The sequence below is a fragment of the Edwardsiella sp. A.80236 genome (genome assembly GCF_044540725.1).
Classification (GTDB): Bacteria; Pseudomonadota; Gammaproteobacteria; order Enterobacterales; family Enterobacteriaceae; genus Edwardsiella; species Edwardsiella tarda.
On record NZ_JBIUCY010000008.1, the window covers coordinates 117,640 to 141,638 of the forward strand.

The window sequence follows — 23,999 nt, forward strand, 5'->3', positions numbered from 1 at the left end:
TGCTAGGGGATCATGCCAGCGATTTTTTTAGCCGGATAAGTTCGGGCAGCAGCGCCAGCATCAGGCTGATCTGCTGCCGAACCAGTTGCCCGGTGCTATCACCCGAACGATCGGCATCCTGTAGACGTTGATGCAGATGGTCGAGCGCCTGACGCACGCGGGCAGCCAACGCTTCATCCTGGTAGTTTAGCGCATCGTCTATATAGCAAACCGCATCGTCGAGTAGCGCGAGAATGACCGGGTCATCCAGGCGCTGGCGATGGGCGCCGAGTGCGGAGATGTAGCTTAACAGGGTATGGTTGATCCCTAATAGGCGGAAGGCGGCCTCCTGCGACGGGGAGGCGTGGCGTGGCTCCAGTGACATGTTGGAGACGACGGCCGCCAGTTCGGCATCACAGTTATGCGCATCGCGCCGGGCGATGCGGTAATCCAGCGCATTGGACTTACCCTGGTGATATTGCACCAGAATGGCATCCAGATAGCGGCAGTCGGCATTCAGTGTGCGGGCGATCACCGCCGGCAATTGGCGGAAGTGCCAGTCTGGCCAGATAAAGGTCACCGCCGCCCAGGCAATGGCACAGCCTAACAGCGTATCAAACACCCGTGGCCAAGCGACCTCGAATCCCTCTCCCAGTAGGTTGAAACAGAGCAGAACCAGCAGAGTAATAAACATGGTGGCGTGGGCATACTGCACGTTGCGAAAGGCGAAAAACAGCACGCCGCTGATCACGATCAGCAATAGTTGCCCCTCCAATGAGGGAACCAGATACAGCACCGGTAGACCCAGGAGGATGCCGGCCAGCGTCCCGACGATACGCAGCCACAATCGGCGTTTCGTGGCATGGTAGTTGGGTTGGCAGACGAACAGGCTGGTCAGCATGATCCAGTAACCATGTCGCATGCCCGAGAATTGGATGAAGGCGTAGCCGGCGACTAACACCGCGGCCATGCGTACCGCGTGGCGAAAGAGGGGCGATTGTGGGGTGAGGTGGCGGCGGATACGTAACACCATATCGTGCCAACCGGTGATGCGATCTTCGGCGAGCGTGCTCTCTTCCGCCTGGGTCTCCGCCAGCGTCTGCTCCGACTCAATATTCGCCAACTGAGCATCGATGGCGCGCAGGTTTATCAGTAGATTGAACAGCGACTTGACCAAGACATGTTGGCGGCCATGCTGGGCCGCGAGGCGCTCTAGCGTCGACTCCAAATGACAGAAAGCGCGCTCGAAGCGCGCGTCGTGCTGGTAGTGTTGCACCAGGATGATGCTCTGGGCGAGCTGCGTACAGGCGCGAGCCTGGAGCATCAACAGGCGCTGGAAGCGGAACAACACGTCGCTGTAACGGAACATCTCACACAGTTGTTGATATTGGAAGTGCGAGGAGCTGGCGCGTTCGTGGATATCTTGTGCCACGAAGTAATAGTGCATCATGCGCCGCGTGCTGCGCTGGCCACGATCGCCGCGTAGACGAGTAAGCAGCGTGAGTTTGGTCTGGTTGAGGGTGCTGACCAGGGCGCTATTCGCCATGGCGACATCGATCAGCGGCTGATCCATCTGCTCTTGATCGGGATCGAAAAGATTGGATTTGGCATCCAGGTAGGCGGCCAACTGGTTATAGCTGCGCGCGATCCCCTCCTGTACCGGGCGGATAGGGAACAGCAGATGGGCGATCAGCGTCAACAGGTTGTACCACACGGCGCCCAGCAACAGCAGTAGCGGCTGCTGGTACCAGAATTGGTACATCGAGGTGCCCAACATGGTATAGATGGCAATCAGCAAGGCACCGAAGGCGATGGTCGCGTAGCGTTGTCCTAGGGCGCCGAGTAGGATGAAGCCGACCGTCGACAGCATCAGTCCGCAGGCGAAGAGCCAGGGGTAGGGGAACAGCAACTCGATGGAGGCGGAGGCAATGAAAAAGCAGACCAGGGTGATGACGAGATTACGCAGGCGCCCGACCAGACGATCGTCAATATCCGTCAGCGCGGCCGCCACCACCCCCAGCGTCAGGGGAATGGTCAGGCGCGGCTGTTGCAGTAGCCAAGGAACCCCGGCCGCACCGGCCAGGGCGATGAAGATACGCAGGTTATACAGCAGTGCGCTGTTATAGGCGTAACGGCGCAGACTGGGCGCGAAGGCGACAAATACCGACATAGCTTGACGCGTGTTACTGAAAACGGCGACGGGCGTTGGCCTGGCGCATTTCCTGCGCGACTTCGACCGAGACGACGCGACGCCCGACCGGCCATAACGCGATAGCGGCGATCTTGAAATTGGCGATGCCGACCGGAATACCGATCAGCGTCACGCATTGCACGATGCCCGCCGCGATATGAGTCAGGCAGAGCCACCAACCGAACAGCACCAGCCACAGGATGTTGAGTAGGGTCCCCCCGGCGCTGAGCAGACCATTCTTCCGCTCGGGATAGAGGTCATCGACATGTACCGCCTCATTGCCATAGGGCAGCAAGGAGAGCTTGGTGATCTCCCAGCAGGAGCGCGTCAGCGGCAGGGTGATGACCAGTAAGGCGCTCACCACGGTCGCCAGTAGCCAGCCCAAGGTGGTGATAAAGCCGCCAAGCACAAAATTCAGAATATTCAGTACGGTTCTCATTGGGATCAACTCATTAGGATTAGGGCGGTTACGACGCGTCAGTTTACCCTGTTTCCTCGCTGGCCGGAATGTGGTGCATTGCGTTTTAGTCGCTTTCGCTGGCGTCGTGAGCGTTCAGCGAATGAGGGAAGGTGCCTAGAGCCGCCGGCGATTCCTGAGTAAACTGTCTACATGATGGCGTCAACACGGGTAAATAGAGAGCATGGAACTCAGAGCCACCAAGTTGGGGCAGCGCCTGGCGCAGCACCCCTATAACTGTGCGCGTATGCTGAACGCCGGCGTCGAGGTGAGCGGAGAGCGGCACCAATATCTGATCCCGTTCAACCAATTGATGGCACTGCGCTGCAAGCGCGGGTTGGTATGGGGGGAGTTGGAGTTTGAGCTCCCCGATCAACGGGTGGTGCGCCTGCATGGCACCGACTGGCAGGAGACGCAACGTTTTTATCACCATCTGCGGCAAAGTTGGCAGGCGTGGAGTGAGGAGATGGCGCAGATCTGCGCCGAGGTGTTACAGGCGCAGTGTCAGGCACTGCAAGCCTTGAGCTCACGTGACGATTGGTTGGGGCGCGACGATCTGGAGCAGGCCGTCCAGGCGATCGCGGCGGCATTCCAAGCCTTGCCATTGCCGTGTGCCCGCTTGGCCGAGTTCCCCGCCTGTGCATCGTTGTATCACGACTGCTTGGCCTGGCGCGATGAGGGGGAGTCATTGCGCCAACAGCACAACCGCCAGTGGAGCCAGCGCATGCTGACTGAGCAGGCGGATTTCTTCGCTCAGGTCGAGGCGCAGCCGCTCAATCCCAGCCAGGCGCTGGCGGTGGTCAATGGCGAGGCTAACGTGCTGGTGTTGGCGGGCGCGGGCAGCGGGAAGACCAGCGTGTTGTTGGCGCGCGTCGCCTGGCTGCTGCAGCGGGGACTGGCCGAGGGGCCACAGATCCTGTTGTTGGCCTTCGGTCGGCGAGCGGCGCAGGAGATGGCACAACGTCTACCCGCTTGTCCGGGGGGCGACTCGGTAGCGGCAAAGACGTTTCACGCGTTGGCATTACAGATCGTCGAACAGGCGGGGCGTAAGCCCGTACGCCTCTCACGCCTAGAGAGCGATCGTCAGACGCGTGATGACTTTTTACTCGCCGAGTGGTGCCAGCAGTGTGCAACCAAGAAGAGCCAGGCCAAGGGGTGGCGTCAATGGCTGGCGAGTCTGTTTGATGAGACGCAACTGGAGGAGGCCTTCTGGCAGGATAAGGCGCTACAGGCGCGCCTGGCGCCACGTCTGGCCTATTGGGTCGGATTACTGCGTGAACAGGGGGCGTCGCAGGCGGCGATGACGGCCTTGGCTCCCGAAGCATTGCGGGTGCCGTTTCAGCAGCAGTTGCGTTTGTTAGCGCCGTTGCTAAAGGCGTGGAAGGCGGAGTTGAAGCGGGAGGCGGCCCTTGATTTTCCGGCGTTGATCCAGCAGGCGTTAGCCCTGCTGGAGAAGGGGCGCTTTATCAGCCCGTGGAAACACATCCTGGTGGATGAGTTCCAGGATATCTCGCCGCAACGTGCCCGTCTGCTGGCGGCATTGCGTCGGCAGAATAGCCACAGTGCGCTGTTCGCCGTCGGCGATGACTGGCAGGCTATCTACCGCTTTAGCGGCGCCGCGTTGACGCTGACCACCGCCTTTCATCACCATTTCGGGGATGGCGAGTGTTGTCCGCTAGACACCACTTACCGTTTTAATCGCCGTATTGGCGAGATTGCCAACGGTTTCGTACAACAGAATCCGCATCAACTGAAGAAGTCGCTCACGAGCCTGTGCGCCGGTGAGCGCCAGGCGGTGACCCTGTTGCCGCAGGATCAACTGGAGGCGCTACTCGATAAGCTGAGCAGTTATGTGCGTGCCGAGGAGTCCATCCTGATTCTGGCACGTTATCATCATCTGCGCCCGGCGTTGCTGGCGCGCGCGGCGACACGTTGGCCCGGGTTGGATCTGCGCTTCATGACGATCCACGCCAGTAAAGGGTGCGAGGCCGATTATGTCATCGTGCTCGGGTTGCATGAGGGGAACGACGGCTTTCCGGCGGCGACGCGAGAGAGCGTTATTGAGCAGGTGTTGCTGCCGGATGACGAGGCGTTCCCTGATGCCGAAGAGCGGCGTCTGCTGTATGTGGCGTTAACGCGAGCGCGTCGGCGGGTATGGCTGATGCAAGATCCTCAGCATCCTTCGCGCTTCGTCGCGCCGTTGCAGCGTCTGGGGGCGGTGGTGCGGCGTAAGCCTTAACATCGTCGCACAAGGCGCGCAGACGATACGTTGAGTTGGGAGAGGGCCTGCAGGCCCTCTCTGCGTCGGGTCCGCTTAGATCAAGCGCTGGTTGAGATAACGCTGATAGTCGGGGATGGCGATCTCCATTTCACCGGCAAACATCGGCGAGCTGATGAGAAAGTCTGCCGTCGCGCGGTTGTTAGCCACCGGGATGTTCCAGACGGTCGCCAGGCGCAGCAATGCTTTGACATCGGGATCGTGCGGGACGGCATTGAGGGGATCCCAAAAGAAGATCAGCATGTCGATCTTGCCTTCGGCGATCAGGGCGCCGACCTGCTGATCTCCGCCCATCGGGCCGCTCATCATACAGTTGACCGGAATGCCACTGGCCTTCTGGATCAGATTCCCGGTAGTACCGGTCGCGAAGAGTTGGTGTTGGCTGAGCTGAGCCTTATTGTGCGTAACCCACTCCAGCAGCGCCTGTTTACGGTGATCGTGCGCCACCAAGGCGATGCGCTTATGGTTGGGGAGGGTGCGGGTCGTCATTTCCATGCTGTTGGCCTTCATTAAAAAAGAGTGTCAAAACAAGGGAGCGCTACACCATAGCAGGGTCGGGTGTCGAGTGTCGCGATACGACGCAAGAAAATGGTGACATCTGGGGATTAGGGCGCCAGCGTGGGCAACGCGGCGTTGGCGTTACTGTGATTATAGCGTCGCAGTAATTGGCGATACCCCTCCGCGTCGGCTGTGCCGGATTCGAGGACATCGGCCCGAAACTCGAGCGGAATACCGCGATGGTTGAGTAGCTCGAAGCTCTGTGTCTGCTCTAACTGTTGGATATCGCGATCATTGCCCAGGCGGGGGAGCTTGATGGTGACCGAGGTGGCGTCGCGGGTATCGAACAGCGCCAGCAGGGGCGCGGAGTAGTGCGCTTGCCCGTTTGGTATAAAGGGCTTGGCGACGCGGAATAAGACCTGGTGAGTGCCGCTATCTAGCTCCAGGCTGTTAGCGCTCTTGAACAGCGCCGTCGGTAGTGGTTGGCCGTCGAGCGCCAGCAATTCAACATCGCTGCCAAACTTCAGCGTGGTGGCTGACAGGGGGGAGCAAAACAGCAGCGCACCGCCAATCAATGCCAGTAAAACACGTTGTCGCATGGGATCCTCAAACTTGCTCGGACGAAGCGCGTGTGGCTATCGCGGCGAGACGGAAAGCAAAATGCGCAGGGCGCCTTCTTTGTAACATCTTTTTACATTATGCGGGCGGTGGCGCTAGCGCGTCAAAAAACCTTTGTCATCCGTCGGCTGAGTTCTATGCTGAGGAAGAGCCTTTTTGCTTGGGAGTTTGCAATGGAAGATGAAGCGCTAACACAGATTTTACGCCGAGTGCGGCATATCGCCCTGGTGGGGGCCAGTGATAAGCCGGAGCGGGCTAGCTATCGGGTGATGGCCTACTTGCTGGCGCAAGGGTATCGAGTCACGCCGATCAGCCCGAAATTAGCGGGTCAGACGCTGTTGGGGCAAAGGGTCTATGCGACCCTGGAAGAGGTGACGCAGCCGATCGATATGGTCGATGTTTTTCGTAACGCCGACGCGGCTTATGGCATCGCACAGCAGGCGATCGCCGTCGGGGCCTCGGTCCTATGGTTACAGCTTGGGGTGATCAATCCCGAAGCGAGCGCTTTGGCGCAGGCGGCCGGGTTACAGGTCGTGATGGATCGTTGTCCGAAGATCGAGATCCCCCGTCTGGGTCTGGAGCGTGACGAGGCGTGAGGTAAAAAAGACCCCCCGCCTGTGTGGGGGCGTCGGTTCAGTTTCTCAGGCGCGGCGCCTGCAGTTGGGCACGGATAGACTCGGCCAGATCGTCCATCGAAGGTTGTTCAGGATGGGAATCGTTACTTTCACCATCCAACTGCGCCTCCGCCAGATAGGTATGTACCGGACGCCCTTCGTCATCTTCCATCACCACGTGATACCACGGCGCGTGGCGTAACATCTCGTTGGCGCCCAAATCATCGGCCTCCGGGGTGTCTACCAAGGCATACTCGGGGTCAATGTCTATCACCACACCCAGCGAGCCTAACAGTTTGTGGCGTACCTGCTGCCCAATGCCGAATTTACTGGTAATCATATGACCTCCTTAGAAACCGCAACTTCTACCAACAAATATGTGGGTGGAAATCTCTGTTTCAAGCATGGCGTCATCGACTTGCGCCCCTTGCCGAGGCGCATCGCACGACTTAATCCATGACGCGGCAGGCAAAGCCTTTCAGGTAGAGCCCCTCAGGGTAGCTGGCGATCACCGGGTGATCGGCGGCCTGACGATACTGCTCTATAAATTGTATATCACGTCCGGCATCGACGGCGGCGTCGGCCAAAATTTTCTGGAACAGATCGGTGGGCATCAGTCCTGAGCAGGAGAAGGTCAGCAACACGCCACCGGGGCGCAGCAGTTGCAGGGCCAGCATGTTGATATCTTTATAGCCGCGGCAGGCACCCGCCAGTTGGCTCTTGTTCTCGACGAACTTTGGCGGATCCATCACGATCAGGTCGAAGGTTTTTCCTTCATCGCGATAGCGGCGTAGCAACTGGAATACGTCATCGCGTAGGAATTCGGCGCGCGCGAGATCCAGGCCGTTCAGCTCGACATTCTGTCGGGCGATATCGAGCGCCGCTTGTGAGGTATCCACGCTGGTTACCTGGGCGCAACCGCCCATCAGTGCCGAGATGGCGAAGGCGCCGGTGTAAGAGAAGCAGTTGAGGACGTGAGCGTCACGGGCGAAGCGACGCGCCGCCAACCGGCTGTCGCGCTGGTCGAGGTAGAAGCCCGTCTTATGACCCCCCTTAATATCGACCAGGATTTGCATACCGTGTTCGCGGATGGGCAGCAGGTCGGGCGGCAGCTCGCCGCTGATCGGCCCCTGGGTCAGCGGAAGGCCCTCTTTCTTGCGCACGGCCACGTCAGAACGGTCATAGATGGCGCACTGAGGATAACAGGTGTGCAGTGCGGCCAATAGGGTAGCGCGTTGGTATTCGGCACCGGCAGAGAGCAGTTGTAGCACCAGGGTATTCTGGAAGCGGTCGATGGTGATCCCCGGCATGCCGTCTGACTCGCCGGCGATCAGGCGATAGCCCGTCAGATCGTCACGCTCTGCCAGCCAGTCGCGCCAGCGTTGGGCCTGCTGTAGACGGCGTTCGAAGAAGGCTTGATCGATACGTTCGTCGCGGTTGAAGCTCCAGACTCTCGCCCGGATCTGCGATTGGGGCGAGTAGGCGGCGTGAGCCAGCCATTTCCCTTGGTGATCGCAGATATCCAGCGTCTCACCGCTGGCGGCATTCCCTTCGATGCGAGCCACCGCGCCAGAGAAAACCCAGGGATGGCGGCGGAGTAAGGACTTTTCGCGTCCTTTAGCGAGGATTAAACGGGCCAAAATTCACCTTCAATATACAGTTATGGAAGCGGCGGGCGGCTATCATAGCCGAATGTCGGCGCCGTCACTACCTCTGGCGGCGCCGAGGCGGACAGGGGGCCTATGATAGACTAGGCTGTTAGCAGCGGTGAGGCTGTTATCGTAGCGGTGGTCTCGCCGAGAAGAAGGATACGAGGGGAGGAGCGACGATGGCGACACAATGCGTGGCAGCCTACATCAGCGGCTGTGTGCAAGGCGTGGGTTTCCGTTATGCGACCCAGCGCCAGGCGGTGGCGTTAGGGGTAACCGGATATGCCCTCAATCTGGACGATGGTCGGGTCGAGGTGTTAGCCGAGGGGGAGGAGAGTGCCGTGGCGCGCCTGTTACAGTGGCTGGTGGACGGGGGACCGCGTCATGCGCGGATCGAACATGTCGTGACGGAACCCCGTCCGCGGCAACATTTCTCGGCGTTTACCATCCGTTATTGAGCGGAGAGCCCGATCGTCTGCGCGGTGTGGCCGACGATCAGATACATTTTACCGGTTTGGGTAAGCCAGCAATTTTGGTCGCTTGCTTGGCGGGCCCCTTGGGGAAGAGGCGATACAGGTAGCGGCTGTTGCCTTTCTCCTCGCCATACTTCTGCGTCATCGCCTTCACCAGCATGCGGATGGCCGGTGAGGTGTTAAACGTTTGGTAAAACTCACGGACGAAGCGAACCACCTCCCAGTGGGCTTCGCTTAGGGTGATCCCCTCCTGCTGAGCCAGCAGCTCGGCTAGCGCCTCACTCCACTCCTGACTATTGAGCAAATATCCCTGGGCGTCGGTCTCGATGCTACGGCCGTCAAACTCTAACATGACAAAATAATCCTAACAGGCAAACAGCGCCTCAGTGTATCTCAGCTGTCGGTCTGCGCCAAATAGGGAAAAACAAAAAACAAAAGCCCCGCTTAGGCGGGGCTGGATAGGCTATCTCTCGAGGCGCGATCAGTTGCTACGCGCGAAGCCCAGCAGGCTGAGTAAGCTGATGAACAGGTTATACAGCGAGACATACAGGCCGACGGTAGCGCGGATGTAGTTGGTCTCACCGCCGTGAATGATATTGCTGGTCTCCCACAGGATGGCACCGGTAGAGAACAGGATAAACAGGGCGCTGATGGCCAGTGACAGCGCGGGCAGTTGCAGGAACAGATTGGCGACGACCGCCAGCAGCAGCACCACGAAGCCAGCCATCATCATCCCGGAAAGGAATGACATGTCTTTACGTGTGGTCAGCACATAGGCCGAGCAGCAGAAGAAGACCAGCGCGGTGCCGCCCAGCGCCAGCATGATCAGATCACCGGCGCCACTGGCGATGAAGGAGCTGAGAATCGGCCCTAGGGTATAGCCCATAAAACCGGTTAAGGCGAAGACGGCCAGGATCCCCGCCGGGCGATCGGCCAGGCGATAGGTCAGAAACATCAGACCATAGAAGCCGACCAGCATCAGTAACAGGCCGGGGGCCGGTAGCATCAGCACGGTGCTTGCGGTAGCGGTGAGGGCAGAGAAGGCCAGCGTCAGCGCTAAGAGGAAATAGGTATTACGCAGGACCTTATGGGTACTCAGTAACGAACTGCGCGCAGAGGTAGAAGAAACGACAATACGATCCATACGGAGACTCTCTTGTTGTGTTATCGATAGGGGAAAGGGATAACCCAGCGTCGTTGGTGATGGCAACCATCCTTGCCGGTCACGCGTCTTGTCATCCCATAACCCAACATAAAATATAAGGAGAGGGGAGGAAAGCGAGAAGACGTTTTACCCATCTTTACGCATTTTCGTGCCGGCTGTACGGTGTATCCGGTTGTTTTTTGGCGCGATTGCACAAAAAGAGATCGAACGATAACGCGGTTGTCGATTTTGCCAGCACTCGCACCGTGGCAGACTTTACAAGGCATCTCCGGCTGGCTATAGTCTTCCCCATCAACGGAGGAGTGGCTGAGTGGTTTAAGGCAGCGGTCTTGAAAACCGTCGAGTGTAACAGCTCCTAGAGTTCGAATCTCTACTCCTCCGCCAAATTCTAAGGCCCCGCTAGGTAACTAGCGGGGCCTTTTTCGTTGCTTCGCTTTTCCCGCTACGGCTCTGGTGAGATCGCCGGCGATCTTGATGTCTCTTCTACATCGGTTGTGCGCTGTTATTTCCCCCGATCTCTTTGTTTGTCGCCCTCCACAGGCGTTAGCGCCGCGTCATGCTGGTGACCCCTTCATAGATCAATCTGAGTGCAAAGAGTCCGATGATGGCACCGATGAGGCGACTGGCAACATGCTGTATTCGCCCATAGGTGCGCCGTACCGCCGGTAAGGAGAACGCCTGGCTGAGGAATAAGCGCCAGAGGAGGGAGGAGATGACGATTCCGCCCCAGGCGGCGAGTCGCGCCCAAAGCGGGGTATCGGTACTGAGCGTCACCGAGAAGATACTGATAAAGAATAAGACGGTCTGTGGGTTCGACAGGTCGGTCAAGAGTCCTCGACGGAAGAATCTCCCCCAGGGTTCCGTGCGTGTGGGCTGCAGGGTGAGCAGCGGTAGCCTGGCTTGAGAGCGTACATTGCTCCAAGCGAACCAGAGTAGATAGACCCCCCCGCCGATCTTAATCAGCGCGAACAGTGTCTCGCACTGGCTGATCAGTGTCGCCAGGCCAAACAACCCTAACCCTGAGTAAAAGGCATCACCGAGTGTGACCCCGAGCCCGGTCATCATACCGGCACGCCGCCCGGAGGCGAGGCTGGTCTGCACGACGACAAAGAGGTTGGCGCCAGGATTGAAGAAGGTGAGGACAAAGAGGCTGACGGTGAGCACGATGGCATGTAACGGTTCCATAAACGACAGACTCATAAACGGACATAGTGTTACTTATAGCAAATTATTATCGCGCAGGCTTGCGTCGGGTCATCGATCGGCGGAGAGAGGAGGAAACTCCGCTTACATCGCTAGGGATGTGGTAAGCGGAGCGTGACCAGCCAGGGGAGCCCTGGCTGGTGAGGGGAGATTACTTCGCGTTGCTGCGGTTATAGTGCTTGTCCATACCGATGATGCCGATGGTTAGCACGACGAGCAGAATAGCGATGGCACCCATTAGCATAAAGACACCGTTCCAAGAGTAGGCTTTTTCGATCAGGGCGATAGGCGCACCGGCCATCGCGGCACCGATATAGGTTACCCCTCCCTTCAGGCCAGTTGCGGCCCCGGCACCGTCGGCGTGTGAGGCTTCGATGATCCCCAGGGCAAACAGCATCTGCGGAGCGTAGATACCGGCGCCGATGATGAAGAAACAGATCGCGACCAAGTAATAATGCACATGGATGGTCAGGGCGACGCCGATCATGCCGCCGATTAAGACGAAGCTGTAGATGAGGATCGTCTTCCAACGGTCGGCGTTAAAGAATTTGTCGGAGATAATGCCCGAGGTTAAGCCGCCGAGAATGCCGCCGACCTCAAACCAGGCCACCAGCGAGTTTGATTTGACCAGATCCCAGCCCAGTTCCTTAACAAAATAGACGCTGACCCAGTCATTAGTGACGGTGCGGATGACATAAATACAGAGGTCGCCACCGATCGCCAGCCAGATGATGGGGTTATTGACGATATAGCGGGTGAACATCTGCCACATGCTCAAACCGCTTTCCGAACGTTTATTGATCGCCAGCTGTTTGCTGTCTTTCTTCCATTCGCCAACATTAGGCAGACCATATTTTTCCGGCTTCGCACGCATAAAGATAGCCGAAATGATCGCCTGTACGGCCGTGATCGCGGCCGGTACATAGAAGGCATAGCGCCAGTTACCGGTGTACTCGATAACCCCAGAGGCGATCAGCGGAGCCAAGGCGCCACCGACGTTATGGGAGGTATTCCAGAGTGAATACCAGCCGCCACGTTCGGACTTGGAGTACCATTGGCTGATTGCCTTAGCGATGGGCGGGAAGCCACAACCTTGCGCTACGGCGGTTAAGCAGTAGAGTGAGAGCAGCACGGTGACATTATTGGACATCCCGATGCCTACGTTAATCACCGCAACGACTAACAACACGGGCGCTAAGAATAACCGAGGGTTAATCCGGTCAGCTAATAAACCAGAGCTGAATTTTGAGATGCCATACAGAATATAATAAATAGATGAGGCAGTACCGAACTGTACTGCGGTCATGCCAATATCCTGCATCAGCAATGGCGCTGCGGCGGCAAATGCTTTACGGGATATATACATCACGGTATAGGTAAGGAAAGTGGTGATGATAATTTGCCAGCGTAATTTCTTATAGATTTTATCTATATTATTCATTATTGGTACACCATGTGAGCAAGGCGGCGTAAACACGTCATAAAAAAAGCACGGACTAAAATAGAGCCAGTGCAGCCTGGTGGTTCGATACATGCCACAATTCTGTGGGTATGGGATAGGAACGCGGGGTATCTTGTCATGATCTAGGGGGGAGCGTCTAGCGTCAGGCGTAACAAATATCGGACAAAACAGCGCCAATTTGTATATAACTTGGTTTATTTGTTTCCATTTATATTTGTGTGAGTTCTATCATTTATCCGCGCGCTTCATTGCAGTAAAAGTAATCAGGCGTGGCGTAAAAGGTTTTTATTATTCTATTTTAGTTAACTGCATTACATCGTGGAAATAAGTATTGCAGATGGCGTTATTGGGTCACTGTACTTATTAAGTGATAGTCGCTAAATGTAATTATCCGCCTCATCGTCATGGTTATCGGCAGGCGATGATGAATGAAAAAATAGCCACCATGACTTCCTGGCTAATGTCAGTTACCCGTCACCGGTGTCATATCATCCCGTCGGCCGTGGGCTAGTTCTGCGCCTAGCTAGCGAGAACGGCTACGTGATCCGCATGTTTACCTTTAGGGCTTGGCGTGGGGACTGCTCCGAGGCTGAGTGGTGTGTGGCTTGACCTGAAGGCGGGCTGTTCGCTGTCGTGTGTCGGTAACCTGTTGCGGAGGCGAAGAGGATGAAATAGATGAAACAGCAGTGGGATAACAACGATGCAGATAGGGGGGGCGCGTGTAGATAAGGGCGTGGCAATACGCTTGACGTGATCCTTTTTCACTGGACATGGCGTCATCGCAGAATAAATTTATCCACGGCGAGTCATCACGCGACGCCCTTACCACACCAAGTGAACCGGGAGGCTAATTTTAACGCCGCCGCCTGCGTGAACTGATCCGTGTTAATACTATTCTTGCTGATGCTTCGGCGGATGCCTTGACTGATTATTGTCGTGCCCCAGTAGATAAGGCGGGGACGACAGGGATAACATTGGGAGATAAAACATCGCCCCCGTTTTTCCTTGGCGAGTCAGGAAAGAGGACGGTTGATATAAAAATAGTGTAGGTATTGTTAATATCGGAGCGTACTCCCCTTGAGACGCTCATCGAGATATAAATTGTTTCACTCTGACGCGCTGAGAGTAGAAATATATAGGGTAAGTGAGCTGGGCGCATCTGATGCTATCGATAATGTCGCTCGCAAATTATCGCCTCGTCATAAAATGGCGGCGGATTTTCCCGCGTGACGAGAATCTGAAGCGGTATGCCGTGTCGCGTTGCGATATGTGATGGTGCGATACATCTGATATTAAGAGCCTATCCCATTAGGCAATTTTATTTGCCATGTTGGCCCTGGGTAATACTCATAAAAACTTAACAACGTGTCGAATGCTCTTCAGGGCGGCGCGAAGGGTGAGCGAGGCGAATAATTCTCAGGGACGGCGTGTATGTTCCGCTTATGGCGTGCTGTCCGTGTCCAAACTGGCGGCAACACTACACGCCTACTGGGATAGGTTCTAAGAGGAGTCCATACCGCTAACGAGGTTAATTCAGGGAAAAGTGAGTAGCGCGACGCGTAGTGTTGGGCTCTTGCTCAAACAGATAGCATGTTATTGGTCTATTACGCGCTTAGCGTGTTGTGAGTCTCTCGCCGATGGTGGGGGCGGTTACGATCCCTGAGTGCTGGTGGCACGGTATGAGGTATTCGGTCATAAACAGATTATCTCTATCGATAATCGATGGGGAGTGAGGCGTATGCCGATGCGAGGGTACCCGGTAGGAGAGTTCGGCTCAATGGGAAATATATCGCCACGCAGGCTGATTGGGGACTTATGGCGGAGGCTTTTGTCGAGCTTTTTCATCGATAGAGCGATTTATCGCGCTATTACCGTTGGCGATGATCTCTATATTATCACGCTATCGTCTACAGATATTGGGACGCTTTGGTGGCAGCAAGATAGTCGCCGTATGCTCCGTTAACCCTGTGTTAGCAGGTTGCATCGGGGAATTACCCTCGGGGTGTTTATCCTCTGCGAACGGAGTGATTCGATTTACTTGATTGTTTTTTATCGTGAAATTGTTAATGCCCGCGTGGTTATCGCTACTGTGTCATAACCATCTCGGCAGCAGCCGGCTGGCTGAACGCGCAGCGCTATCTACACGTCGCGTTGTGTTAGTGCCTATTTTTTGAGGTCAGCAGCGTAAAAGCGCGCTGGTATGGGTACACCTACGCTTCTCGGCTGAGACTGGCGTCACTCTGATGTGCTTTTATCATTATTCAGCACGATTAAGCATTATGGATATCAATATTTTTAGCTATGAGTCCGCGCATGACTGCGATCTCTATTCTTGGCTTGTTACTCGGTATGCGAGGGTGAGTTGCCGCTTGAAGCCGTGATAAAGATAAGTATCAGCGTATGCGAGCGCCTTATCTCTATTGAGAATCATTAACCTGCGCAGGAGAGGGGAAAGGTCGACTCGCCATCATCACGGAGGAAATCACCTCCACGGTAGAGATAACCGTTGGCATTGGCTTATTGAATATAATTTTATCGCATACTATACGATGAAAAATAGATGTCGTAACTATACTTATTATTGCGTTTCCCTCCCATGCTCGTAGTGGAACGCAGGTGAGAATGCTTTACCGCTGATGGCAAAATAACCGCCTCTCCCTTAAAGGAAAACGGAGATATAAAAAATAGTATGACGGATCTCACTTATTAATAGATTGGTTTGCATATTGTTACTGAATGCTGGAGATTGGCGATTCCCTTTCTCTGTGGGATGGGTTAATCAATACTTTTTTAATCTGGTGACGGCTAGCTTGAAATGTATAGACCTATCCCCGCGTAGGTCGCGAATAGCCTAGAGGCAAGTATGGTATGCCTAGGGAGGGGCGTCCATTGAGATCGCCATTTGGTTGTCGTAACGTTGAGGTTAGCGGGTTGAGATCGCCTATTTTCTTAATCTTGGTTTAAGAAAAGTGCGCTATGCTCAATCCAATTTCGGCGTTTCCCTGTGTGGGAATAACGTTATTTTATTGTCGTAATTTGAATAGAGATCACATTTTTCATTGCTGTTACTGATATGGGAACGTGTTAATGAAGGACTTTTTGCCATTCTCGAAACCGGCTATCGGTGAGGAAGAGATTGCTGCGGTAAGCGAGGTATTGCGTTCCGGTTGGATCACCACTGGCCCACAAAATCAGGCATTAGAGCAAGAGTTTTGTCAGGTCACCGGTGCCCGTCATGCTATCGCAGTCTGTTCGGCCACGGCGGGGATGCATGTGACGCTGATGGCGTTGGGGATCGGCCCCGGCGATGAGGTGATCACGCCGTCGATGACCTGGGTATCGACCCTGAATATCATCACGCTATTGGGCGCGACGCCGGTGATGATCGACGTGGACCGCGATACGTTGATGGTAACGCCGGAGGCCATCTCTGCCGCGATCACCCCCCGTACCAAGGCCATCATTCCGGTTCATTTCGCTGGGGCGCCGGTCGATCTCGACCCCATCCGGGCATTGGCCCAGCAGCAGGGTATCGCGTTGATCGAAGACGCCGCGCACGCCATCGGTACAACCTATCGTGGCGAGGCTATCGGCCAGCGTGGGACGGCCATTTTCTCGTTTCATGCCATTAAGAACGTGACTTGTGCCGAAGGCGGCATGGTGGTGACCGATGACGATCACCTCGCGGATCGGGTGCGTAGCTTGAAGTTTCACGGCTTGGGCGTGGATGCCTATGATCGTCAGACCCATGGCCGTGCGCCTCAAGCGGAGGTGGTGACGCCAGGGTATAAGTACAATCTGGCGGACATCAACGCCGCCATTGCGCGCGTCCAACTGCGCAAGCTGCCGGCGCTTAACGCGCAGCGCGCCAAGCTGGCCGACTACTATCTGCAGCAACTGGCGGCCCATGATTTGCCACTGTTGCCACTGAGTGCCCCGGCTTGGCCGCATCAACACGCTTGGCATCTCTTTATCGTCCGCTGTGATGCGGCGCGTTGTGGTATCGACCGCGATCAGCTGATGCAGGCCTTGAAGGCGCACAACATCGGTAGCGGATTGCATTTCCGTGCCGCCCATACGCAGAAATATTATCGTGAGACCTACCCTCAATTGCAGTTGCCGCAAACCGAATGGAATTCGCAGCGTATCTGTTCGTTGCCGTTATTTCCTGACATGAGTGAAGCGGATGTGGATAGGGTGATCGCGGCCTTAACGGCGATCCTTGGCGAGTAACGATTAGGTATAACAATGAGTGATTCTAAACCCATCAAGTTTGTATCGGTGGTGATCCCGGTTTATAACGAACAAGAGAGCCTGCCGGAGCTGTTGCGGCGTACCTTGGCCGCCTGTGATGTCATGGGTAAGCCTTATGAGGTGGTATTGGTCGATGACGGTAGCAGCGACGATTCAGCGGCGATGCTTTGTGAGGCGGCAGAGCGGCCGGGTAGCCCGGTGGTCGCGGTACTGCTTAATCGCAACTACGGTCAGCACTCCGCCATCATGGCGGGCTTTAGCCACGTCAAGGGGGATCTGGTGATCACCCTGGATGCGGATCTACAAAACCCGCCGGAAGAGATCCCGCGTCTGGTCGAGACCGCTGAACAAGGTGGCTATGACGTAGTCGGCACTATCCGCCAGAATCGTCAGGACAGTTGGTTCCGTAAGCGCGCCTCGCGCATGATCAATAGTCTGATCCAGCACACGACTGGTAAGAGCATGAGTGACTACGGCTGCATGTTACGCGCCTACCGTAGCAACATCATCAAAGCCATGCTGCACTGCCATGAGCGCAGCACCTTCATTCCTATTTTGGCTAACAGCTTCGCCCGCCGTACCATCGAGATCCCGGTGAAACACGCCGAGCGTGAGCATGGCGAATCTAAGTATGGCTTGATGAAGCTGATCAACCTGATGTACGACCTGGTGACTTGCCTGACCACGACGCCGCTAAGGGCATTGAGCATTTTTGGCAGCGTGATCGCGTTGTTGGGTTTCGCCTTCGCGGTGTTGTTGATCCTGATGCGTCTGACGCTCGGCCCGCAATGGGGTGCGGAAGGGGTGTTTACCCTGTTCGCCATACTGTTCATTTTCATTGGTGCGCAATTCGTCGGGATGGGGCTATTGGGTGAGTATATTGGCCGCATCTATAACGACGTGCGTGCTCGTCCCCGTTATTTTATTCAGAAAGTCGTTCAGACCACGTCGTCGAACGAAGAACAGGAAAAGTGATTATGAAAGCTGTTGTTTTTGCCTATCATGATATGGGCTGTGCCGGTGTGCAGTCATTAATTGACGCCGGTTATGAAATTGCTGCAATTATTACTCATCAGGATGCTCCCGGCGAAAATGTCTTCTTCGCCTCCGTCGCACGTCTGGCGGCACAGCATACGATCCCGGTTTTTGCCCCGGACGATGTTAACCACCCGCTGTGGATCGAGCGTCTGCGTGAACTGCAACCGCAGGTGATCTTCTCCTTCTATTATCGTCATCTGCTGAGCGACGAGATCCTGGCGTTAGCCCCGCAAGGCGCCTTCAACCTGCATGGCTCCCTGCTGCCCGCCTACCGTGGCCGCGCGCCGCTGAACTGGGTGTTGGTGAACGGTGAGACGGAGACTGGGGTGACGTTACATCGCATGGAGGCTCGCGCGGATGCTGGCAATATCATCGCTCAGCAGCGTATTGCCATCGCCGACGACGACACTGCACTGACGCTGCATCACAAGCTGTGCCAATGTGCCAAGACATTATTGGCCGAGGCGCTGCCGCAAATCCGTAGCGGCAACTATAGCGAATACCCGCAGGATGAGAGTGCGGCAACCTACGTGGGGCGCCGTACGCCAGCCGATGGCCGTATCGAATGGAACAAACCGGCGCGTACACTGTACAACCTGGTGCGCGCGGTGAGCGAACCTTGGCCGGGCGCGTTCAGTTACGCCGGTAATCGCCAATTCACCCTTTGGCAGGCACGGGTACGCCATGATCTACCGGCCGCCCGCCCGGGTACGGTACTCTCCACGGCGCCATTAGTCGTCGCGTGTGGCCAGGATGCATTGGAGATCGTTGCCGGCCAACCGCAGGATGGGCTGTATATGCAAGGCAGCCAGCTAGCGGAGAGCCTGGGGCTGGTCGAAGGGGCGATCCTGAACAGTTCGCTGAACTTCGGTGCGCGTCGGGCGACGCGCGTGCTGATCTTAGGGGTTAACGGCTTTATCGGTAACCACCTGACCGAGCGTCTGTTGGCGGAAGAAAACTATGAGGTGTATGGTCTGGATATCGGATCCGACGCCATCTCGCGCTTTATCGGCCACCCGCGTTTCCATTTTGTCGAGGGGGATATTAGCATCCACTCCGAGTGGATCGAGTATCACATCAAGAAGTGCGACGTGGTATTACCGCTGGTCGCCATCGCTACGCCGATCGAATATACCCGTAACCCGCTGCGTGTCTTCGAACTCGACTTCGAAGAGAACCTGAAGATCGTCCGCGACTGCGTGAAGTACCAGAAGCGTATCATCTTCCCCTCCACCTCCGAAGTGTACGGTATGTGCAGCGATCCGCAGTTCGACGAGGATCACTCTAATCTGATCGTCGGGCCGATCAATAAGCAGCGTTGGATCTACTCGGTCTCCAAGCAGCTGTTGGATCGCATCATCTGGGCCTATGGTGCCAAAGATGGTCTGCGTTTCACGCTGTTCCGTCCCTTTAACTGGATGGGCCCGCGTTTGGATAACCTGAATGCGGCACGCATCGGGAGTTCACGCGCCATTACCCAGCTGATCCTCAACCTGGTAGAAGGCTCGCCAATCAAGCTGGTGGATGGCGGTCGCCAGAAGCGCTGCTTCACCGACATTAAGGAAGGGGTCGAAGCGCTCTTCCGCATTATCGAAAACAAAGATAACCGCTGCGACGGCCAGATTATCAACATCGGTAACCCGGATAACGAAGCCAGCATTCGTGAGTTGGCCGAACAACTGTTGGTTTGTTTCGAGCAGCATCCGTTGCGCGATCGCTTCCCGCCATTCGCCGGTTTCCGCGAGGTCGAGAGCAGCACTTACTACGGTAAAGGCTATCAAGACGTGGAGCATCGTAAGCCGAGCATTCGCAACGCACAGCGTCTGCTGGGATGGCAGCCGGTGATCCCGATGGAGCAAACCATTGAGGATACCCTGGACTTCTTCCTGCGCACCTTCGACGGTACGGAGCAGGAATGAAACGGGTCGGTCTACGCATTGACGTAGACACCTGGCGCGGCACGCGGGACGGCGTGCCGGCGCTGGTGTCGCTGCTGCGCCAGCACGGTATTCGCGCGACCTTTTTCTTCACGCTCGGGCCGGACAACATGGGGCGCCATTTATGGCGCCTGTTAAAGCCCCGCTTTCTATGGAAGATGCTGCGCTCTAACGCCGCTTCGCTATACGGTTGGGATATTTTGCTGGCGGGCACCGCTTGGCCGGGTCGCCGTATCGGTGCCGGACTGGGCGAGGTGATCGCCGCGGCCGCGCGCGAACATGAGACCGGTGTGCATGCTTGGGATCACCATGCTTGGCAGGCCTGGGCGGGTGTCTGGTCGCAAGAAAAAATGGCCGAACAGATAGGCCTGGCCTATGACGAGCTGCAGCAGCTGACCGGGACGACGATCGCATGTTCGGCGGTGGCCGGTTGGCGCGCCGATGAGCGTGTGTTGCAGGCCAAGGAGCCCTTCGCTTTTCGCTATAACAGCGATTGCCGTGGTACGCATCCTTTCCGTCCACGTTTGCCCGATGGTCGTTTAGGGACGGTACAGATCCCGGTGACGCTGCCGACCTGGGACGAGGCGATCGGCGTGATGACCGACGAGGCGGGATTTAACCGTTTTATCCTCGCCGAGATGGCGGCGGATCGCGGCGTGCCGGTTTATACCATTCATGCCGAGGTCGAAGGGATCGCCAAACAGGCGCAATTCGCCGAGCTACTGACGCTGGCGCGTGAGCAACAGATTGAATTTTGCCCCTTGGGGGATTTGTTACCAGACGATATGACGCAATTGCCGCGTGGGCGAGTCGTTCGCGACACCCTGGCAGGGCGTGAGGGATGGCTGGGTTGTCAACGGGAGGAGGTGGTGCCATGAAGAAAATTGCGGGGTGGTTCGCGCTGGCCGTGTTATTCGTTCTCTATTACATCGTCCCGTTACCGGGACGTTTATTATGGCAGCCGGATGAAACCCGTTATGCCGAGATTAGCCGAGAGATGTTGGCCAGCGGTGACTGGATCGTGCCACATTTCCTGGGCATTCGTTATTTCGAAAAGCCGGTCGCGGGGTATTGGGTCAACAACCTAGGCCAATGGCTGTTCGGCGACGGTAACTTCGCGGTACGTGCCGGCGCCGTCTTGGCGACGGTATTGAGCGCGTTGTTGGTCTTCTGGCTGGCGCGTCGCCTGTTGGCGAATCGTGGCGCGGCATTGCTGGCGGCGCTGATCTACCTGACCAGCTTTCTGGTGTACGGTGTTGGCAGCTATGCGGTACTCGACCCGATCTTCACCCTGTGGATGACGGCGGCGATGTGCAGCTTCTGGCTCGCTGAGCAGGCGAGCTCGACCCGAGGCCGCATCGGCGGCTATATCTTGCTGGGATTGGCTTGTGGTATGGGCTTTATGACCAAAGGCTTCCTGGCATTGGCGATTCCGGTGATCGCGGTGTTGCCCTGGGTCATCGCTCAACGTCGCTGGAAGTCGCTGCTCTGCTTCGGCCCGCTGGCGGTGTTGAGCGCCATCATCATTAGTCTGCCGTGGGTGGTGGCGATTGCTCAGCGTGAGCCGGACTACTGGCACTATTTCTTCTGGGTGGAGCATATTCAACGTTTTGCCGAGGAGAATGCCCAGCATAAGGCGCCGTTCTGGTACTACCTGCCGATTCTGTTGCTTGGCGCGTTACCGTGGTTGGGGCTGTTACCCGGTGCCCTGCGCGAGGGATGGCGTGGCCGCGCCAGCCAAGGCGGCGACTTCTACCTGCTGGGGTGGATGGTGATGCCTTTTCTGCTGTTTAGCATCGCCAAGGGGAAGCTGCCCACTTACATTCTGCCCTGTTTTGCGCCGTTGGCGATCCTGATGGCGGGGTATGCCCAACGCCTGGTTGCCCAGACAGGCAAGGCGTTGCGAGCCAACGGGATGATTAACCTGCTGATCGGGTTGGCGGGGATGGCTGCCGTGTTGCTGGTGTTGGCGCCATGGAGTGTGACCGGACGCCCATTGTATGGGGCGCAGGAGGTCGGCAAGGTGATCCTGGCGGCGCTCGCCTTTGGTTTCTGGGCCGTGCTGGGAGGGCTGGCTTGGCGTAATCCTGCGCGCTACTGGCGCTGGAGCGCGGCCTGCCCATTAGGTATTGCACTGTTGATCGGTGCCGCGTTGCCACAACAGGTGATGGAGTCGAAGCAGCCGCAGACGCTGATCCAGGCGGCGATGCCTGAGCTTCAGGCGAGTCGCTATATTTTGAGTGATAGCGTCGGCGTGGCGGCAGGGCTTGCCTGGGAATTGAAGCGCAGTGATATCTATCTGTTCGATAATACCGGCGAGCTGCAATATGGTTTGAACTATCCGGACTCGGCCGATCGCTTGGTACGTGCCGCTCAGTTCCCGGCTTGGCTGGCAGAGCATCGTAAGCAGGGGGCGGTTTCTTTGGTACTGTTGCTTGCGCGTAACGAGGGTCTGGACCCGACATTACCTCCCGCAGATGTGACGCTGCATAAGGGTCGCTTCCTACTATTGCAGTATCATCAGCAGCCATGAGTTATCTCTTGGTGCTTTTCTCTAGCCTGTTGAGCTGTGCCGGGCAACTGTGCCAGAAACAGGCGGTGTGTGGTGAGCCGCATGGCTCACCACGCCGCCATTTGCTGCTGTGGCTGATGGCGGCACTGTTCTGTTTAGGCGTCGCATTGCTGCTCTGGTTGTTGGTCTTACGCACATTGCCGGTTAGCGTGGCCTATCCGATGCTCAGCCTTAACTATGTGTTGGTGTTGCTGGCGGCTCGCTTTATCTGGCATGAGCGCCTGACCTGGCGTCATCTGTTTGGGATCACGCTGATCATGGGGGGAATCGTCTTGCTGGGGGTTAACGCATGAGCGGCTACCTGTGGGCGCTCGCGAGTGTGATCCTGGTGAGTGCGGCGCAGTTGATGATGCGCTACACCATGATGCAGGTCGGCGATTGGTCCATGTTTCTGACGGCATTATTGACAGGGGCGGGGTGGGTCTGGTGGTTACCTGCCGGCATTCTCTGCTATGCCTTGTCGATGTTGTGCTGGTTGTTCGCCCTACGTCGCCTGCCATTGAATCAGGCTTATCCCCTGTTGAGCCTCAGCTATGTGCTGGTGTGCGCGTTGGCGATCGGTCTGCCATTATTCGATGAGCGCTTAAACCTAGGAAAATTGCTGGGTATGGCCTTGATCGTGATGGGGTTACTGGTGATCTACCCACCCAGGCGCCGCAGACGTAAGCCGTGATCTCATTCTTAATACGCTGTCCCGTTTGCCTGCCAGTAGCGGGATTGCAGTATTATTTGATGAATTGCACGAATAGTTGCAGCGGCGTAGACTGATCGTACTGAGCGAATCAGCCGTATAGGTCACTGCTATGCAAATCGTCCGTGCTTTCATCAAGAGTCACTCACAACTGATGGCGGCCTTCTGGTCGGTGTTTATTGTCCTCATTGAAGCCTCCATCGCATTCTATATCTTGCGCAACGTCTGATATCTCCACGCTGTCTGCGGCTCCTCTACCCGTTAGGTTATCGTGCGCGGGGGGCTCCTTATCTGCTTACTCCTGTCTATTCTTGTCTGTTCGAGGCTCGGCTCTCACTGGGCGTGGGGCTCTGCGCGCCGCCAGTGAGCGGGCTGACGCGGTTCTTCGCTTTTACTCTGCACCGTGCTGGATGCCGTTTTCGCGGCTAAGTGGGGGGGCAGCACCGGGCTCGCCGCGCTTTGCGCATGTTCGGCGCGGGGAGCAGCGTGTCCTGCTTATGCTCGCGGAGGGGCGCGCGATCTCTACGTAGAGGAGGAGGCCGGGAGGCGCTGATGCTACCTTTCCCCACTATCGGGATTCTGTTTTATGGCCCCTCGTCGGTCATATAGGCCGGTTAGGTCATGGATACTTGGATTTGTTTAATTATTAAACTAAATGTAAAGTTGTGCGGACAGCAGAGTAGGGGCATGCAGCGAAGAACGTGTTGACCCTTAGCGGCGAAAGGTGAATAATCTTCTGCGTTGGGTCGTTAGCTCAGCTGGCAGAGCAGTTGACTCTTAATCAATTGGTCGACGGTTCGATCCCGTCACGACCCACCAACAATTTCAAGGCGTTACGCTAAATGCGTAGCGCCTTTTTTGTTGATTGTACCGTTTTTGTCTCTTTGACATGAAAAACATTATCGATAATCCTCGCGTGT

20 protein-coding genes and 2 tRNA genes are annotated in these 23,999 nt (G+C 56.5%); 12 read left to right on the top strand and 10 right to left on the bottom strand.

The features are described 5' to 3' along the window. Positions 1 to 10 precede the first annotated feature (10 nt). A complete protein-coding gene (yccS, locus tag ACEQFP_RS09005; RefSeq protein ID WP_370545902.1) occupies positions 11 to 2,149 on the bottom strand; it encodes a YccS family putative transporter in 2,139 nt (712 codons plus the stop codon). A 13-nt stretch (positions 2,150 to 2,162) separates the two neighbouring features. Beyond that, positions 2,163 to 2,609, bottom strand: a complete 447-nt coding sequence (locus ACEQFP_RS09010) for a YccF domain-containing protein (protein WP_005284424.1) — start codon at positions 2,607 to 2,609, stop codon at positions 2,163 to 2,165. 202 nt (positions 2,610 to 2,811) lie between these two features. Here ACEQFP_RS09010 and helD point away from each other — a divergent pair, with 202 nt between their 5' ends. Next, positions 2,812 to 4,866 carry a DNA helicase IV gene (gene helD / locus ACEQFP_RS09015; RefSeq protein WP_370545901.1) on the top strand — a complete coding sequence of 685 codons (2,055 nt, stop codon included), beginning with the start codon at positions 2,812 to 2,814 and terminating at the stop codon, positions 4,864 to 4,866. A gap of 75 nt (positions 4,867 to 4,941) precedes the next feature. Here the strand turns inward: helD and ACEQFP_RS09020 are convergent, their stop codons facing one another. Further along, positions 4,942 to 5,400, bottom strand: coding sequence for a methylglyoxal synthase (locus ACEQFP_RS09020; RefSeq protein WP_205438396.1), 459 nt, complete (start codon positions 5,398 to 5,400; stop codon positions 4,942 to 4,944). 110 nt (positions 5,401 to 5,510) lie between these two features. Beyond that, positions 5,511 to 6,002 (bottom strand): DUF2057 family protein, encoded by a 492-nt coding sequence (locus ACEQFP_RS09025; RefSeq protein WP_077999219.1) that lies wholly within the window; start codon positions 6,000 to 6,002, stop codon positions 5,511 to 5,513. Between the two features lie 192 nt (positions 6,003 to 6,194). Here ACEQFP_RS09025 and ACEQFP_RS09030 point away from each other — a divergent pair, with 192 nt between their 5' ends. Continuing rightward, on the top strand, positions 6,195 to 6,617 hold the full coding sequence (locus ACEQFP_RS09030) for a CoA-binding protein (RefSeq protein WP_035596970.1): 423 nt from the start codon (positions 6,195 to 6,197) through the stop codon (positions 6,615 to 6,617). A 37-nt stretch (positions 6,618 to 6,654) separates the two neighbouring features. On the opposite strand, the gene hspQ is transcribed toward ACEQFP_RS09030, so the two are convergent. Together hspQ and rlmI are read right to left on the bottom strand one after the other, a co-directional pair. Next, entirely contained in the window at positions 6,655 to 6,975 is a 321-nt protein-coding gene (hspQ, locus tag ACEQFP_RS09035) for a heat shock protein HspQ (protein WP_005284439.1), read from the bottom strand. 109 nt (positions 6,976 to 7,084) lie between these two features. Beyond that, positions 7,085 to 8,263: a 23S rRNA (cytosine(1962)-C(5))-methyltransferase RlmI gene (gene rlmI, locus ACEQFP_RS09040; protein ID WP_172460015.1), complete on the bottom strand. Its 1,179-nt coding sequence runs from the start codon at positions 8,261 to 8,263 to the stop codon at positions 7,085 to 7,087. Between the two features lie 200 nt (positions 8,264 to 8,463). On the opposite strand from rlmI, the gene yccX reads away from it, so the two are divergent. Continuing rightward, positions 8,464 to 8,742, top strand: a complete 279-nt coding sequence (gene yccX / locus ACEQFP_RS09045; protein WP_005292910.1) for an acylphosphatase — start codon at positions 8,464 to 8,466, stop codon at positions 8,740 to 8,742. 37 nt (positions 8,743 to 8,779) lie between these two features. Here yccX and tusE read toward each other — a convergent pair whose 3' ends face one another. Both tusE and yccA read right to left on the bottom strand, forming a co-directional pair. Beyond that, the gene (gene tusE, locus ACEQFP_RS09050; protein ID WP_005284447.1) at positions 8,780 to 9,109 is read right to left on the bottom strand and encodes a sulfurtransferase TusE; all 330 of its coding nucleotides are present in this window, start codon (positions 9,107 to 9,109) and stop codon (positions 8,780 to 8,782) included. A 129-nt stretch (positions 9,110 to 9,238) separates the two neighbouring features. Beyond that, entirely contained in the window at positions 9,239 to 9,901 is a 663-nt protein-coding gene (gene yccA, locus ACEQFP_RS09055; protein WP_005284449.1) for an FtsH protease modulator YccA, read from the bottom strand. A 317-nt stretch (positions 9,902 to 10,218) separates the two neighbouring features. Here yccA and ACEQFP_RS09060 point away from each other — a divergent pair. Further along, positions 10,219 to 10,306, top strand: a tRNA-Ser gene (locus ACEQFP_RS09060). Between the two features lie 159 nt (positions 10,307 to 10,465). On the opposite strand, the gene ACEQFP_RS09065 is transcribed toward ACEQFP_RS09060, so the two are convergent. Then, positions 10,466 to 11,107: a LysE family transporter gene (locus tag ACEQFP_RS09065; protein WP_047060137.1), complete on the bottom strand. Its 642-nt coding sequence runs from the start codon at positions 11,105 to 11,107 to the stop codon at positions 10,466 to 10,468. 169 nt (positions 11,108 to 11,276) lie between these two features. Continuing rightward, positions 11,277 to 12,566: an MFS transporter gene (locus tag ACEQFP_RS09070; RefSeq protein ID WP_005284466.1), complete on the bottom strand. Its 1,290-nt coding sequence runs from the start codon at positions 12,564 to 12,566 to the stop codon at positions 11,277 to 11,279. Between the two features lie 3,108 nt (positions 12,567 to 15,674). On the opposite strand from ACEQFP_RS09070, the gene arnB reads away from it, so the two are divergent. The 8 genes from arnB to ACEQFP_RS09110 all read left to right on the top strand — a co-directional run bounded on the left by arnB (position 15,675) and on the right by ACEQFP_RS09110 (position 23,898). After that, entirely contained in the window at positions 15,675 to 16,820 is a 1,146-nt protein-coding gene (arnB, locus tag ACEQFP_RS09075) for a UDP-4-amino-4-deoxy-L-arabinose aminotransferase (RefSeq protein WP_005284488.1), read from the top strand. Between the two features lie 15 nt (positions 16,821 to 16,835). Continuing rightward, positions 16,836 to 17,816: an undecaprenyl-phosphate 4-deoxy-4-formamido-L-arabinose transferase gene (arnC, locus tag ACEQFP_RS09080; protein ID WP_370546846.1), complete on the top strand. Its 981-nt coding sequence runs from the start codon at positions 16,836 to 16,838 to the stop codon at positions 17,814 to 17,816. A gap of 2 nt (positions 17,817 to 17,818) precedes the next feature. After that, complete coding sequence (gene arnA, locus ACEQFP_RS09085; protein ID WP_005292923.1) at positions 17,819 to 19,798, top strand: bifunctional UDP-4-amino-4-deoxy-L-arabinose formyltransferase/UDP-glucuronic acid oxidase ArnA; 1,980 nt, start codon at positions 17,819 to 17,821, stop codon at positions 19,796 to 19,798. Then, positions 19,795 to 20,694 (top strand): 4-deoxy-4-formamido-L-arabinose-phosphoundecaprenol deformylase, encoded by a 900-nt coding sequence (gene arnD / locus ACEQFP_RS09090; protein ID WP_047060131.1) that lies wholly within the window; start codon positions 19,795 to 19,797, stop codon positions 20,692 to 20,694. The genes arnA and arnD overlap by 4 nt, the downstream gene beginning before the upstream one ends. Continuing rightward, complete coding sequence (gene arnT, locus ACEQFP_RS09095; RefSeq protein WP_097363988.1) at positions 20,691 to 22,349, top strand: lipid IV(A) 4-amino-4-deoxy-L-arabinosyltransferase; 1,659 nt, start codon at positions 20,691 to 20,693, stop codon at positions 22,347 to 22,349. Before arnD ends, arnT begins: the two co-directional genes overlap by 4 nt. Next, on the top strand, positions 22,346 to 22,681 hold the full coding sequence (gene arnE / locus ACEQFP_RS09100; protein WP_035600520.1) for a 4-amino-4-deoxy-L-arabinose-phosphoundecaprenol flippase subunit ArnE: 336 nt from the start codon (positions 22,346 to 22,348) through the stop codon (positions 22,679 to 22,681). The genes arnT and arnE overlap by 4 nt, the downstream gene beginning before the upstream one ends. Then, positions 22,678 to 23,061: a 4-amino-4-deoxy-L-arabinose-phosphoundecaprenol flippase subunit ArnF gene (gene arnF / locus ACEQFP_RS09105; RefSeq protein ID WP_035600517.1), complete on the top strand. Its 384-nt coding sequence runs from the start codon at positions 22,678 to 22,680 to the stop codon at positions 23,059 to 23,061. The genes arnE and arnF overlap by 4 nt, the downstream gene beginning before the upstream one ends. Positions 23,062 to 23,822: 761 nt before the next feature. Then, positions 23,823 to 23,898 (top strand) — tRNA-Lys (locus ACEQFP_RS09110). Positions 23,899 to 23,999 lie beyond the last annotated feature (101 nt).

Coding starts and splice junctions, on each gene's coding strand:
- yccS (WP_370545902.1), bottom strand. CDS start 2,149: ATGTCGGTATTTGTCGCCTTCGCGCCCAGTCTGCGCCGTTACGCCTAT.
- ACEQFP_RS09010 (WP_005284424.1), bottom strand. CDS start 2,609: ATGAGAACCGTACTGAATATTCTGAATTTTGTGCTTGGCGGCTTTATC.
- helD (WP_370545901.1), top strand. CDS start 2,812: ATGGAACTCAGAGCCACCAAGTTGGGGCAGCGCCTGGCGCAGCACCCC.
- ACEQFP_RS09020 (WP_205438396.1), bottom strand. CDS start 5,400: ATGGAAATGACGACCCGCACCCTCCCCAACCATAAGCGCATCGCCTTG.
- ACEQFP_RS09025 (WP_077999219.1), bottom strand. CDS start 6,002: ATGCGACAACGTGTTTTACTGGCATTGATTGGCGGTGCGCTGCTGTTT.
- ACEQFP_RS09030 (WP_035596970.1), top strand. CDS start 6,195: ATGGAAGATGAAGCGCTAACACAGATTTTACGCCGAGTGCGGCATATC.
- hspQ (WP_005284439.1), bottom strand. CDS start 6,975: ATGATTACCAGTAAATTCGGCATTGGGCAGCAGGTACGCCACAAACTG.
- yccX (WP_005292910.1), top strand. CDS start 8,464: ATGGCGACACAATGCGTGGCAGCCTACATCAGCGGCTGTGTGCAAGGC.
- tusE (WP_005284447.1), bottom strand. CDS start 9,109: ATGTTAGAGTTTGACGGCCGTAGCATCGAGACCGACGCCCAGGGATAT.
- yccA (WP_005284449.1), bottom strand. CDS start 9,901: ATGGATCGTATTGTCGTTTCTTCTACCTCTGCGCGCAGTTCGTTACTG.
- ACEQFP_RS09065 (WP_047060137.1), bottom strand. CDS start 11,107: ATGGAACCGTTACATGCCATCGTGCTCACCGTCAGCCTCTTTGTCCTC.
- ACEQFP_RS09070 (WP_005284466.1), bottom strand. CDS start 12,566: ATGAATAATATAGATAAAATCTATAAGAAATTACGCTGGCAAATTATC.
- arnB (WP_005284488.1), top strand. CDS start 15,675: ATGAAGGACTTTTTGCCATTCTCGAAACCGGCTATCGGTGAGGAAGAG.
- arnC (WP_370546846.1), top strand. CDS start 16,836: ATGAGTGATTCTAAACCCATCAAGTTTGTATCGGTGGTGATCCCGGTT.
- arnA (WP_005292923.1), top strand. CDS start 17,819: ATGAAAGCTGTTGTTTTTGCCTATCATGATATGGGCTGTGCCGGTGTG.
- arnD (WP_047060131.1), top strand. CDS start 19,795: ATGAAACGGGTCGGTCTACGCATTGACGTAGACACCTGGCGCGGCACG.
- arnT (WP_097363988.1), top strand. CDS start 20,691: ATGAAGAAAATTGCGGGGTGGTTCGCGCTGGCCGTGTTATTCGTTCTC.
- arnE (WP_035600520.1), top strand. CDS start 22,346: ATGAGTTATCTCTTGGTGCTTTTCTCTAGCCTGTTGAGCTGTGCCGGG.
- arnF (WP_035600517.1), top strand. CDS start 22,678: ATGAGCGGCTACCTGTGGGCGCTCGCGAGTGTGATCCTGGTGAGTGCG.